The organism is Pseudoalteromonas mucoides (assembly GCF_049257175.1).
Taxonomy (GTDB): domain Bacteria; phylum Pseudomonadota; class Gammaproteobacteria; order Enterobacterales; family Alteromonadaceae; genus Pseudoalteromonas.
Map to the genome: position 1 here is coordinate 33,793 of NZ_JBMMUC010000015.1, position 14,505 is coordinate 48,297.

At 38.7% G+C, this 14,505-nt stretch carries 8 protein-coding genes; all 8 read right to left on the reverse strand.

Features of this window, described 5'->3' with window-relative positions; genetic code table 11:
* Positions 1 to 191: 191 nt before the first annotated feature.
* The 8 genes from AAEU30_RS16140 to AAEU30_RS16175 all read right to left on the reverse strand — a co-directional run bounded on the left by AAEU30_RS16140 (position 192) and on the right by AAEU30_RS16175 (position 14,321).
* Positions 192 to 3,302 (reverse strand): TonB-dependent receptor, encoded by a 3,111-nt coding sequence (locus AAEU30_RS16140; RefSeq protein ID WP_421961378.1) that lies wholly within the window; start codon positions 3,300 to 3,302, stop codon positions 192 to 194.
* Positions 3,303 to 3,700: 398 nt separating this feature from the next.
* Positions 3,701 to 4,273, reverse strand: coding sequence for a gluconate 2-dehydrogenase subunit 3 family protein (locus AAEU30_RS16145; RefSeq protein WP_421961379.1), 573 nt, complete (start codon positions 4,271 to 4,273; stop codon positions 3,701 to 3,703).
* 10 nt (positions 4,274 to 4,283) lie between these two features.
* Positions 4,284 to 5,990 carry a GMC oxidoreductase gene (locus tag AAEU30_RS16150; RefSeq protein WP_421961380.1) on the reverse strand — a complete coding sequence of 569 codons (1,707 nt, stop codon included), beginning with the start codon at positions 5,988 to 5,990 and terminating at the stop codon, positions 4,284 to 4,286.
* Between the two features lie 31 nt (positions 5,991 to 6,021).
* Positions 6,022 to 6,714, reverse strand: coding sequence for a 3-keto-disaccharide hydrolase (locus AAEU30_RS16155; protein ID WP_421961381.1), 693 nt, complete (start codon positions 6,712 to 6,714; stop codon positions 6,022 to 6,024).
* 228 nt (positions 6,715 to 6,942) lie between these two features.
* Positions 6,943 to 10,083, reverse strand: coding sequence for a BNR-4 repeat-containing protein (locus AAEU30_RS16160; RefSeq protein ID WP_421961458.1), 3,141 nt, complete (start codon positions 10,081 to 10,083; stop codon positions 6,943 to 6,945).
* 283 nt (positions 10,084 to 10,366) lie between these two features.
* Positions 10,367 to 12,100 carry a sulfatase-like hydrolase/transferase gene (locus AAEU30_RS16165; protein WP_421961382.1) on the reverse strand — a complete coding sequence of 578 codons (1,734 nt, stop codon included), beginning with the start codon at positions 12,098 to 12,100 and terminating at the stop codon, positions 10,367 to 10,369.
* A 94-nt stretch (positions 12,101 to 12,194) separates the two neighbouring features.
* The gene (locus tag AAEU30_RS16170) at positions 12,195 to 13,373 is read right to left on the reverse strand and encodes a hypothetical protein (RefSeq protein WP_421961383.1); all 1,179 of its coding nucleotides are present in this window, start codon (positions 13,371 to 13,373) and stop codon (positions 12,195 to 12,197) included.
* 18 nt (positions 13,374 to 13,391) lie between these two features.
* Positions 13,392 to 14,321 carry a hypothetical protein gene (locus tag AAEU30_RS16175; protein ID WP_421961384.1) on the reverse strand — a complete coding sequence of 310 codons (930 nt, stop codon included), beginning with the start codon at positions 14,319 to 14,321 and terminating at the stop codon, positions 13,392 to 13,394.
* Between the last annotated feature and the right edge of the window lie 184 nt (positions 14,322 to 14,505).

Here is a 14,505-nt window from a genome sequence, read left to right on the forward strand (position 1 = left end):
ATTTATAGTTTTAGCATAATCGTTGCCCAAGTTTGAGTGGACTTTTAAAATGATTACACAGATTGTACTTTGCACCAAAATTAGTACTAGCGTTAGTTACCGAAGAGCATGCGATTAAATTAAGGTAGAGAAAACAAAAAAGCCTAACAATAAACAATTGCTAGGCTTTTAATTAGTAATTAGTGTTAAGACTAAAAACTATAACTAAAGCTCACTTCATAAATACGGCCAGTGTAATCAACACGTGAAACAGCGCTCTCGTTGTTACCCCAGTATTCATAACGTTGTTCATCAGTTAAGTTATAGCCTCTTAAGTACGCTCTAAAGTTCTTAGTAAACTTATATGAAGTTACAAGATCTAAGCGGCCCGTTGCTTTTTGCACACGAGGTTGTACACCTAGGTAAGAGTTTGTACCTTTTAAGTATGAATCATCTTTCCAGTTATACGCAAGTCTGAAGCTAAAGCCATCATTCTCATAATAACCAATAACATTAAACGACTCAGGTGCTACTGCATATAGCGTGCTATCTTCCGTGCCATCTTGGTCTATATAAGTATAGTTAAACACACCACCAAAGCCATTCCACGGGTATGGTAAGAAGTCAAGTTTCTGTTGAATAGCTAATTCCACACCAGTCAGTTCAATTGTGTCGGTGTCATTATACTTTTCAACAACGCGAACTGAACGGAAATACTCTGTACCATCATCACCTAAGTAAGGTTCAACTTGCGTACAAGTAAAACCGCCTGTAGCCGCATTATCTTCACGAACCACATCGCTACCTAACGCATCAATTACAATATCATCCCCTTCTGGGCATGTGTCTCTATCTTCAAAAAAGCCTGTTAACTCTTTGCGGAAAAGACCAACTGAGATTGCACTACCATCACGGTTGTACCACTCTAGTGATAAGTCATAGTTATCTGCATCGTAAGGCTTAACAAAACTCGCTGGTTTATCAACCTTAACGTTTGTATTCCCACCGGTTACTTCTGTAGTTGGCGTCATTACACGTAAGTTTGGTCGTACAAAACCCTTACTATATGCAGTACGGAAGATAAGATCTTCTTGTAGTTCAAACGATAAATTCATTGAAGGTAACCAATGATCATAATCATCGCTAATTTTAGTCGCTACTAAAATATCACCGGCTTCACGATCTCGCTTGATACCATCAAAATCATTATTAGTATGTACATAACGCATACCAACATTACCACTCCATGGTACATTGCCAATTTCACCATATATATCAGTCATAAAGTATGCTGAAGCTATAGTCTGCTCAACATCAAAATTTGTAGCATATCGCTGTGGGTGTGGCCCATTAAAGCGTTCGTAAAATCCACTGTCACCGGCTTTAATACCGCCTTCTACATCTGCCATACCATCTTGTAAGGCTGTAATATGAGATAAATTATCAATAGTTTGCCAGCCTGAATCAGCTCCAAATGTACCAGGGAAATTACCATTAAAGAATTCTGTTTGACCATCAGAAACAAGTGCATCACTAATTGTGAAACTACCTACCGCATCAGCATTAACACCTACAGCACCAATTTGTTGATCAAAATTTTCCAGCATCTCACGACTGTAGCGTACACCAAACTTCACTGCGCCAAACATAAAACCGTCGCCGAAGCCAAAGTCTACATATCGCTTAGCATCAAACTCACCAGTGGACATTTCACGTACAGGGTTATCAATTCGGCCTGTAATGTAATGGCTTAAGCGACGACCATCGTTTAGTGCATCAGCTGTAGTAAGCGACAATGCATTTAACGCGGTAGGGCTTTGCCAGTCAACATCATAGTTCCAATTATCCCAGCCTTGGGCAGCAACAGAAGCTTGGTTTAAATCACCTTGAGCTGAGTCTAATTGAATATCAATACCTGTTGGTACAGTATCTACATTAACCCCGTTTACTTTTGTTGTCTCTTTATGGTGACCTGTATGTCTAAAATCTAATCCGATATTCTGGAACTTATTCTCTGACTCGGAGTGCGTAAGCATTGCATCAAAAGTCCAATCGCCTACAACATAATCGCCATATAAAAATAGACCCTTGGCTTCTTCAAAGAAAGTTGTTTCACGATTTGTAAACAGATACTCACCATCTGTGATAGCAGTTTTGCTAACCCCATATACAGGGGTACCATCTTCCAAGCTATCATATACAAAAGGTGCAGTGTTCATATCAGGCTCTATCATGTAGAACCTATCACTATTTTGCGGTTTGTTTTGATTATAACCTGCACTAAATTGTGCATCTTGCTTTGTACCACTATCTAAGTCACGCTTAGTGTATAGTAAGTGAGCACCAACAGTCATATCGCTGGTTGGTCTCCACTCTATATTACCCGTAAAGGAAATACGGTCACCGTCACTGTACTCAGTTACATTTCGTATTGAAGAAGGACTACGGATTGCTGCGCCCTCGGGAATACCGTATTTGGCACGATATGCATCGATGGTTTCTGAGTTTACACGTAAGTTCGCATCCGTTGCAGCATCGTTTTGACCAATTAGCGGAGCATAGTTTGTAAAGTTAGCAGTATCTCGACGGAAAGTTTGACCTGATCCAGCGACTTTAAAGGCTACTGCAAGTTCATTTTCAATAAGATGTTTACTCATTGAAAACTTTATAGATTCATCCCAATTTTGAGTTAAATCTTCATAGCGACCACCCATGCTGATGTTATATTTACCATCAGGTTTTGCGAGCGCTCGTTGTAATTGTTTATCAACGATACCGGCAATGCCACCTGCTTGCATATCCGCAGTAGGTGATTTAACAACTGTCACACCGTCGAAAACACTTGCTTCAAATGCTGCGAATGGGTTACTTGAACCAACATCGCTATAACTTCTACTAGGCGTAGCAAAGCTTTGACCTGCTGAGGTCGTTTTCACAAAACCGCCACCTAAACCACGTAAGCTGATCTCTGATTGTCTACCTTCTCCAGAACGTTCAATTTGAACACCTGGCACTGCTTGTAGTGCTTCACCTAAATCTAGCGCAGGTAGTGCATCAATATCTGAGGCAGAAATAGCATCTACAATTGACGGGGCATCTCTTTTTGTATTAAGAGCATTTTCCAATGAGCTACGAATACCTTGTACTTCAATAATCTCAAATTCAGATTCTCTTTCTTGAGCTTTTGAAGACTCTTGATTCGTATCGATTGCTTGTTTAACTTCTTGAGCTAAAATTGAAGGCGCAAATACAGTCAAAGCTAACCCTAACGAACCACCAATTAGCGTCGTTGAGGTCAATTTTTTTCTCTCTTTATTCATCATTGTATTCCCCATAAATTGTGTGTGTGTTGATTACTATTTATTTTATATGAGCTTGCTTTACACATTCCTAAATTAACAACTAAGCCTTGCTAATTAACAATACGGTAACACAACAAAAATCATTTTAAAATCAAAAATAATCACTTTCGGTCTTTTTATGACAAAAACCTTAAATAACATACAGATAAGAAAGTGATCATTTAATATACATTGAAATATTTGAGCTTTAAAGCATAATTAACAGGGTTCTTTGAATTTGCAAAGTAAATAAAACGAATCTAAATGACCCGATTTGATTGATACTGATCAAATTAGGTCGTATTAAGAAATATTTCACTCATATAAAAAAAGCCATCTTAGTGATGGCTTTGCTCAGAGTTATTAAATATTGTGATAATTTAGCTTACTCTTCCACGAGCATTATATAAATCTAACTGCTCTTTGCTGATATCCCCTTTATAAGTCCCTGGTACCAACATAAAATTAGGATTAGCTTCTTCTGCCGTATAAAATATATGAAATATCATCTCTTTCAACTTTCTATAGCTTATAGATAGTTCCGTCGAGCGTTGAGAAAACGCTCGTCTATCGAGTTCAATAAGCAAACTCTCCCTGTCTGACTTTGAAGCATTTTGGTAATCAACGTTAAAAGTTGATAATGCTAATTGATCTATCTGTTTAACAATAGACCTATATCTTTGCTTAGTTTCACTACCGGCCCAGCTAAGCATTAGCCCATCCAGTACATTAATAACATGTGCATCTGTAGCACCAGGCATCTCTGTTCTAGGTATCATAATTTCGGCAACATCTGTCAAAATAGTAATTTCTTTCGCCGTAAAAAATTGACCGTTTTGAGTAAAGACAGATAGCGCGGTAGCTGTATTAAAAACAGATGCCCATATAGGTGTGGTGACAAAGTAAACTGATGCACCAATAAACAAGCGGCGACTGATATTAATATTAGACATTGAAACCTCCTTACAAATGGCCCCGCGAGATTAACTTAGCTGAATAATCAACAGCTCGAGCGGTTATAGCCATATAAGTCAATGAAGGGTTTTGAGTTGCACAAGATGACATACAAGCTCCATCTGTAACAAACAGGTTCTTAACATCGTGACTTTGTGCCCACTTATTTAAAACTGAGCTTTTAGGGTCTTCTCCCATACAAGCCCCACCCATTTCATGCACACGATCGCCAACCGCAATTGGCTTAGTTTCTGGAAACTCATTAACTTTTATATCTACGCAGCCACCAGCTATCAACATCTCTTTAATGTCTTTCGCTGCTTGCTTTATCATCTTACGCTCGTTGTCTCTTATCCGAGCATCAATATGCAATATAGGAATACCCCATTGATCTTTATTTGTAGTGTGCAAACGCGCATGATTTTCAAATTTTGGCAGCATTTCACCATACATTATTGCTCTAAAACGCCAAGGGCCTGGTTGATTACTAGCATCTTTTACTTTAGCCCCAATACCTTCTTTTTTTGCGCTCGTGCCTGTATTGCTTCTATGTTGAGCTGTACCTTGAAAACCAAACCCTCTTATAAAGTCAGCATCATCTGTCTGCTCGTGTCGATAGTTTGGTATGTAAGTAGCAATCGGCCTGCGGCCTATCGAGTATTTATCATCAAAACCCGGTACTTTTGCATCAGCAATAACACCAGAAAAATGATCCATAATGTAATGACCTACGGCACCGCTAGAGTTAGCGATACCATTTGGGAATGTCTTAGATTTAGAGTTCAGAAGTATTTGTACTGAACCTAATGCTGAGGCGCACAAAAAGACAACCTTTGAACGATACTGACGCTTTTCTTTAGTATGAGCATCGATCACTGTAACACCGGTCGCTTTGCCTGACTTATCATCATAATCAACAGTTTCAACAATTGAATCTGTCACAATTGTCAAATTACCTGTCTTTTTTGCTGCGGGTAATGTTGCAGATAGTGAACTAAAATATCCGCCAAATGTACAACCTCGATTGCAATATGACCGTGCTTGACACTGACCGCGCCCGAGCTCACTTTGCTCTTTAGTTGGCTCAGTAAGATTCGCAGAACGACCAATAATTAAATGCCTATCTTTATATGTCTTTTTTAAATTCTCAGCTATAAATTTCTCGGCACAACTCATCTCCCACGGCTTTTGAAACACACCATCCGGTAATGTATCTAAACCATCTTTATTCGCTGACACACCAATAAAAGATTCCACATAGTCATACCAAGGAGCCAAGTCATCGTAGCCTATCGGCCAAGGGACGCCATTACCATCTTTGGCATTGGCTTGAAAGTCTTTAACACCCCACCGAAGTGATTGTCTTCCCCAAGTTAATGAGCGACCACCTAACTGATAACTTCTTATCCATTTAAATGGGCTCTCTTTTGGATATGATATCGGGTGCTCTTTATCATCAATAAAAAACTGTTTTGTGGCATTTTTAAAATAACCTTTACGCTCAACGATGGCATATCGGCCTTCTTCTTTTAAATATTCAGGAACTTTATTTCGGTTCTCTATTTGCCAAGGTGGTTGCATATCTGTGTATTCAGAGCCTTGGTGATCGATATGCCGGCCTCTTTCTATTACCAGAGTTTTAAAGCCTTTTTCACAAAATTCTTTGGCAGCCCAACCACCGGTAATACCTGACCCCACCACGATTACGTCATACATCTAACATACTCCTTGCTTGAATTTTTTTATTCTAATTTAGCTTTTCAATGAAGATATTTTTGAACCTAACCACATTCTCGCTATGACCAGATTCTTTATATAACTTGCTGCCATGGTGTTGAAGACCTATCACTCCCCGTTTATCTTTAGTATCTTCAACATATGTTGTTAATACTCCATTTAGATAGATTTTTATAGAGGGTCCATCGCACACAATCCGCAAGTTATTCCACTCACCCGGCTTATAAACACTACCTTGCTGTGCAGACCAAGGGGGTAAATAGCTTTTTATAAAGTCATCATCTCGGTTAGATCGTTTAGGGTGTAAAGGGTAAAGCCATTTTCTTCGGCCTTGATCAAATAACCCGCCGCTCCAACGTCGCTCACTGGGGTCAATTTCGGCTTGATAACCAACAACCCTTTGACCATCGGCATCCTGCTCAATTTGTCCTCTAAAAATAATACCCGAATTATTATATTCTTTGACCTGCGGCATCTTAATATCAGCAGACAAAATGAAGTTGTCATAACGCTGTTTTGTAGTAAAAAACCAATTTTTTGGTGAAATTAAATGTAATTCACCATTGACGAACTTTGCTTGTCCATACGAATAAACGTTCTCAAACTGACTAAGTTTTGGATCGAGTAAGTTAATGCGTTGGCTTGCTTCACTAAGCCCAATAAACAATACAGACGTAATAGCTAAAATTAATCTTAAACGCATCAATATAACCTCCTCATACCTTGCACATAAATGATTTAAAACGACCTAATTTGACCAAATCTAACTATAACAATCAAAATAAGCAACATAAATTTAAAACAATTGTATGAACTAGAGCAAAAGGGTAGGCACATAGTTTTACTTAAAGGTGGGGTTACATCTTTAACAGGAATAAGTTTACCTCTATAATTCAACACTATAGAGGCAAAGTTAATTTACGTACTTTCATTATTGAAACAATATATTTAGCTCAGTTATATCAGGCCATTTTCCAATCGCTTTTAACTTTACAAATCTTCCCTGCTTATTAAATGAAGTCGAACTAGGCTGTTCGTTATCGTGTCTGTCTTTGTGTTTTGCTACTTTATGAAACCGACCATCAATCGATTCAGATATATAAACTTGATACTTAATTGCTTTACCCATTGATGTCCAAAGCTGAGTTCCGGTAATTGTTTTAGATTCACCCAAATCAACAATCAAAGACTCAGTGCCTCTGTGCTTAGCACGCCAACTTGAATTATCTGAAATATCGCCATCTAACACGTTAGTCGCGGGGTAATGTGTTGACTCAGAGGATACGAACACAATAGTCGGTTTTACTATTATCTGTTTTTCAGTACTTGATGACTGTCCTATGCTATCAACGGCCACAGCCTTAAGTGTGTGCTTTCCCGCAGGTAAACCTAAAAGCTCCGTTTCATAATCCTCAGCTCCCCAAGTAAATGGAGGTTGCCATATATCACGCACTAATACTCCATTAAGGTATAATTCAACACGCTCTATATCTATATTATCCGCTACTGACTCACTATTTACAGACAATGAAAGAGATTCATAACCAACACCCAATCTAACGTCTGATTCAATAAAGCTGATACTAGGCATAGGCAATTCCTCGACAATTAAAGTCATGCTTGCTTGCCCTTCCAAGCCTTGATCATCAACAGCTACTGCAGTAATGATATGGTTACCAACACCTAAAGGGCTTGGATTTGGCTGATGTTGATCTAACCACCCCATAGCACCAAGCTCATAAGGTGCAAAAGAATGACCAAAATTCCAAGCAGGCTTTGTATCTGTGCGAACAAATTTATCATTCACATAAAGTGTAACCGATTGAATCGTACGTTCATCATCTGGTGATACAGCATTAATTGTCATGCCCAGCTTTTCATAACCGTCAAAGACAGTGACTACCTCATGAGGAAACGTGACAATAGGTGGCATTGCTTCACCTTCAACCATTAAAGTCATCGTAGCAATCCCCTCATCACCTTTTGTATCAACAGCAACAGCTGTAAAAGTATGAATACCAACTTCCAATGGAGAAGGGTTCAGCCCATGAGAATCTAACCACCCCATAGCACCTGTTTCATGTGGGCTTAATTGGTGACCAAAATTAAAAGGGGCAGACGTATCCTCACGAACTAGCTCACCATTGATATACAAACTTACCGAATCTATGCTGCGCCCTGCAACTGGACTGACAGCCTGTAACGTAAAAGTAAGCTGCTCATAACCCTCTTTAACTGACAAATCTGATTGAGGAAAACTGACTCTAGGTCCTTTTGAATTCACTACTAATTGCATCGTAGAGGTACTGCTTTGCCCTTCACTATCAGTAGCAACCGCCTTAAATATATGTGTCCCAACTGATAAACCTAGTAATTCGTCTGGTTTGTTCTTATGTCCCCACACAAATGGGGCAGCAATATCAGAGCGGATAAATACATCATCGACATATAAATCCACTTTACTGATTACGCGCTCAACTAAAGGACTTTCAGCGGTTACTGTAAACGATAGGTCGTTATAACCTTCTTCTACATTCATCGTTGATGATGGAAACTCAACTATTGGAGAATGTGATTCTGCTTCAATATCTAAATCTATAACCTGTAAGTACAGCGGTAATGCATTACCAACACCACGTTCCATTAAGTAGTAGTAAACTTTTCCGTCTTTGATATGTATAGTGCCGTGATCAAAAGTGAGGCCATCAGTTGCTTCATAAACACGAGTAAAGTCGTTAGTCCCCCCTTCAGCTTTTTCAACATACGGACGACCATCTTTTAAGCCGATGATATAAATATTATTTCCAGCAGTATAAATTTCACTGGCTCCTACAAAGTCCGTTGTTGTAATAAACTCTGTTGCTCCAGCAGGCTTGTATGAATGTAAGTATATCTCTTCATAGTCAGGTCGACTTTTGTCAGTTGAACGTACTTTACTAATAAAGTGAACATCTCCTTTTTTTGTCACCGTCCAATCAAAGCTACCGACTATATAAACTGAATTAGCTTCCTGATGGCTTATGTAGTCACCCGGTTCTAAAACTTTAATTTCATCAGAATTTACTAAGGGCCAAGTCATAACTTCCCCTTTATGGTTTTTCCACTCACCTACTCCATCTGCATGATCAGAGTAAGCATAGAAAACTCCATTCTGATATTTGTATCGATCATTGTTATCACTACTTCGTTGCTGAAAACCTACCCGTAGTTTTCCATTTACATACTTCATGTTGCCATATAGGCCCCAATTATAATCGTTGCCAAAACTTTTTTGATTATTATTATTAAACTTAGTGAAACTTGACCATTTTTCAGTCTGCGCATCATAACGATTAAATACATAGGCTCCGTTATTGTTTCCTCCTAAACGCATGTAAAGTAACAACGTACCATCTGTATTAGTGAAGAACTTTGGATATGTTAAACGTGCAAAGTTACCTTTATCAGCTAAATTCCCTGTCATAGTTAAATGTTTATAATCGTCAGGACCTTGACTAACACTGCTGGTATCTTTTACAAATTTATCCAATGTAAACTGCTCGTCAGGTAAATCAGCTACACCTATTTCACTGAAGGAATAGCGAAAGAAGTCATCCTTAAATTTACCACCATGATTATTATCGTCATAAGCATGCATGTCATAAACCATGTGAATAGTGCCATTAATAGGACTTACAGCTAACCCAATCGTATTATGCGACTCTCCAACCAGAGGATCCCCCCTAAAACCCGTATGTCGATGAGGGAATTCAATCGTTGCTATAGTACCTGTTAAGGTATTGTAGCGACTTAACATTACATTGCGCTCATCTTTACCACCTTTGTACCACGTCATAAATACATAGTTTTTATATGCTTTTACAGCGTCTCCGTGAGCAGAAATATTGCGACCAAAAAAGTAGTCGTATGCTGACCCGCTATCTGGGCTCGTAACATTACCAAAGTCCAAACCTTGCCCATCAAAGTGTAGGCCAATATCTGAAATTTTTACTTGTTGCTCTAATTCCACTCCTGCATGAACGTTTGTGCTCAAAACAGAACTTAAAAAAAGTATCGAAGTAATGTTAGGCATACATTTAATTGTGTGTGTTTTCATAGTTATCTCTATTTATAATCGTCGTTATAACGAACCCTAAGTAATTAGATTGTGTGTGAAGTTGTCTTTAATCTCTTAAAATTTTAAGTGTGCAGAACCCACCCGTTAATTTTTGGTTAACCGAAATATAACAAAAAAACAATAATGATCAATATATTTCAAATTCAATCATTTCATTGCAGGGTTTAGGGCTTACAAATTATCGAGAAAATCTTTGTAAGCCCTGAAGAAAACGATGAGGCGATAGGATAGGCGAGCTTTAAATATTAGATGAGTAAATAACCACCTCACTTTCTTTGTAACCAACACGATGAGCGACGACCTTCAATGATACCCCCTTTGAGACAGGTATTGGCTGCTTGTACAACTGCCAATTTTGACTTTCATCCAATTGATAAGAAATCACAGCACCAGGTGTTGAGCTACTGATATACAACATTTCATTTTTAATCTTAAAATTAGGCTTCTTCGTCACTGGCTTTGAGCTACTACCAGACCACAACTCTTTAATTAACTGTGATTCTGGAATCCTAGGATCATCATTAATTTCATTTAACCAACGGTCCATTTCAGCGCTTAGATCGGTAACAACCTTTTTATAGCGAGGGTCATCAATAATATTATTAACTTCATGGGGATCATTAATTAAATCGAATAGTTCTTCTGGGTCTTTTTTACCTCTAAACCATAAAGCTTGTGCCGGTGTAAGTTGATCTGCATCTCGTAAGCGCAACAGCTCCTGCATAGTCGGTATTTTCTCTCGATATGCCACGGGTAAATAGTAACCTTGTTCTGGTCGGTAATTTCTAATGTATTTGAAACGTTTATTTCTTACGGCACGAATAACATCGGTAAACCCATCAAACCTATCTGCTGCTGCATGGATATACTCTCGTTTTGCCGTTTGTTGTTTTCCTAAAAAGTTTCTCCCTTGCATATGTGCGGGCTTATCTATTCCCGCTAAATTCAATAGTGTTGGAGCAAAATCAACAAAACTGACAAGTTGGTCATCTTTTGTGCCTGCATGTTCACCATTAGGGTAACGAATAATAAAAGGCACCTTGAGGCCACTGTCGTAAACTAATCGCTTTTGTCGTGGTAAAGGGCCACCATGATCAGAATAAAACATAATAATTGTATTATCGTACAAACCATCATCTTTCAATTGCTCTAATACAGCAGCAATTTGTTTATCAGTTTCAGCTAAATTATTATACATTTTCCAAAAATCACGTCTGACGAGAGGTGTATCAGGTAAATAAGGTGGGATAGGAAAATCAATATTTTTAGGTATATGAATAGCAGTATTCGCCTCTGACGACTTTACTGCATGATGTTGTGGCAGTTTAGCAATCTTGTCTCTATTGTCAGAAAAGTAATGCCTAGATTCTATTTTTCTGAACCCATATGGCTCAAATAAGCCTGACTCATGTGTAGTTGTAAAATTAACGACAGCATAAAATGGTTGTCCAATCTTTCGGTTGCGCCAATGCGCATAAGGTCCACTTTCATCCCACGCCCCTTTAGGCGCTTTAAACTGATAATCGGTTTTTAAATTATTTGTTGTGTAATACCCTTCTTCTCGAAGGTACTGACTGAGCATTTTCGCACCTACCGGCGGAATAGCTTCATATTTTGGTAGGCCTGTTTCTTGGGTATTTGACGTGGTACGCATATTGTTAGCGCCAAATGAAGAAGGGTACATCCCCATAGCAATCGCAGCACGGCTTGGTGCACATACACCAGAGGTTGAATACACATTTGTATATGTAACACCTTCATTTGCGAGTTCAGTGATCGTTGGCGTCTTGATTGTTTTATCCCCATACGGCTCAATGATAGGGCTCATATCTTCAAGCACTAGCCATAAAATATTGGGCTTGTCAGACACATCATATTTTACAGTACGACCTTCTATCGCATGCAACCCACTAACGTAAAACAATAAAACCCACACCAAAAGCTGTCTATAACTTAATTTTTTACAATTCACTTGCTACCTCTTTATATGATTTTTTATACGGTCAGCAATCAATGATTACGAGCAAACTAGTTACCCATGATTCAATGCTGCACTAGACAACTCATCAATCATTTTTGCTAAGCACTAACGCACGCCACCTGCCTCTAGCAAATGCGGTACCGCCATTTTCAGGAATTTTTCCATTTGTAACGGCTTTAGATGAAACTCGTATAATGTCGCCTTTAGTTAATTCAACGCCCTGCATATCAAAGTATATTTCTTGGTAATCAGTGCTTGTTTCTGGATTCGTAAATCGGCCAATTTCTTTATTATTTATTGAAACAATATAAGTCGACTCGCCGTCAATTTCTGCCAATGTAACCAGCTTCAAGGTATAACTTCCCGCCTCTTTGGCCTGCACAATATACTCTGCGTGCGCAAATTTATTTCTGTACCCAGTTTTCACTGCATTTATTGCAAGAGCATTCTCGGCTTGATGTTGGTAGTAAGGAATTTCGCCTGTATTTTCAATCGTGAAGTTATCTATGGCGTGTAAAATCCTGGTGTAATCCATTATCTTAAGTAATTGTGTTTTTTCTTGTAATGGCTTGGGATTACTTAGTGTTTCTGACTTAGCCTTGCCCGCAGGTATGTAGCTTTTGTCTTTCGTTAAAAGTAACTTATCAAGTTCAAAGCCATCTTCACGCATGGATACCATAATGGTATGAACACCTTTATGGGGTATATCAACAAAAATAGTATTAGGTGTGCCACAATGGTTGGTGTTTACCCGTTGCGCAGAAGACCATGTCCAGGCATGTTTACCCTCGCATAGTTGCAAACGCTTCGCTGATTCTGGCCACTGTCCATTTATACCTAAATGAACGCCATTATCTTCACTACCTGTGCTGTAAGCTCTTGCCCAAACGTAATACCTTCCCGGCGTTGCAAAGTAAGTGGGATAACTCAGGACAGCCATTGTGCCGGCATTATTTGTGAAATTCTCATTTATAACTAGCGTTTCGTGATGATTGCTACGAGTATCGGGGAGTATTTCTATATAAGCTCCATTGCTCGCGTCATGATAATGAGCTTGATCTGCATCGGCGAGGTTATGTTCTGGTGTGTTTTTTGAAAACACCAGCCATCGTCTTTTATCATCCAAGTGTTGTGTTGAAAAGTTTTCTGCTTCTATCACTACAAAACCCGCGTTTTCGTGATAAACCTGCCCAGCACTAGCATGGGTAGTCGAAGCTATGAAACTGGCTATAACAATCGGTAAATAACTAAGCACTAATTTCATGTTTAAGGCCTCAATTTCTTAGCTTCTAACTGCATTTAACAGTAATACTTCTTTTATTTCTTTTGGCGTTGCGTGTTTATTACCGCCATTGTCAGCACCTGTTATCCACCAATAAATCATTCCTGCATCGGAGCAATCAAATTTATTAGCCTGAAAAGGAACAACACCGTCCTTCTCAGCATAAGCCATCATTTCCCAAATAAATGCTATGCCACTATCCGTATGGTTTTTGGCCCAATCCCAATTATCTATAGGCCCTTGAAGGCCAACGTTTTGGTCTCCTATTTGATGCTCTTTAACACCAAAGTCTAAAATCTGCTGCCAAGTAAAATAGTCACCACTGTTATCATTTGCAGGGTGGTGTGAAACAACATGAACATGCTGCACCTTGCTTTTATCTGCGGCTTCCAGTGCATAACCAATCAGGTCTGGTTCCCCCGCTTCAATTATCCAAAGCGGATTCTCATCTGACGATGCATTAACGGCATCCACTAAATCTTGAGTTGCCCCTGCTTGATCAACCCTACAATTATAAAAATCACGTAAATTATTAAATGGGCCAAATAAATCGATGCCTCTGGCACTTAATTCGTCGAGTTTATTTTGTCGGCGCATTTCATTTTCAGCGTCGATTTGATAGCGAGCTTTATTTCTAAAAGGGTCTAAATCACAAGAATGAGATAAATGGACGAGCCGGTTAGATAAACCGGTGTCTTGTAAAAGGGCCAACATAACAGGTGTAGCGCCAATATCATCAGGATCTGGTGAGTTACCATCTATGACTATGGCCAAACGGCCTTTAGGAGGGTTTAGCGCAGCAAACTTTTCCTTTACTGCTTCTTTTGAAAAACCTTCATGTGCTTTACCTACCGATAGTGTTGTGCTTTCACTACAACCTACGCTTAAAAATGTACTTAATATCATGATCGGTAATAAAAATTTTCTCATTGTTTTTTCTCTATCTTGATAAAAATCAGCCCATTGAAATGGCTATTTTCTATTGAGGGACTTTTAACAGCCATGCCCCTTTACAAACTATTAAGGTCAGAAAACAGTTTCAATGATTGAAATTGAATAAACATGAGTGTAAATGAAATTTAAAAAATTAACAAACTGTCAATTTCTATGTAAA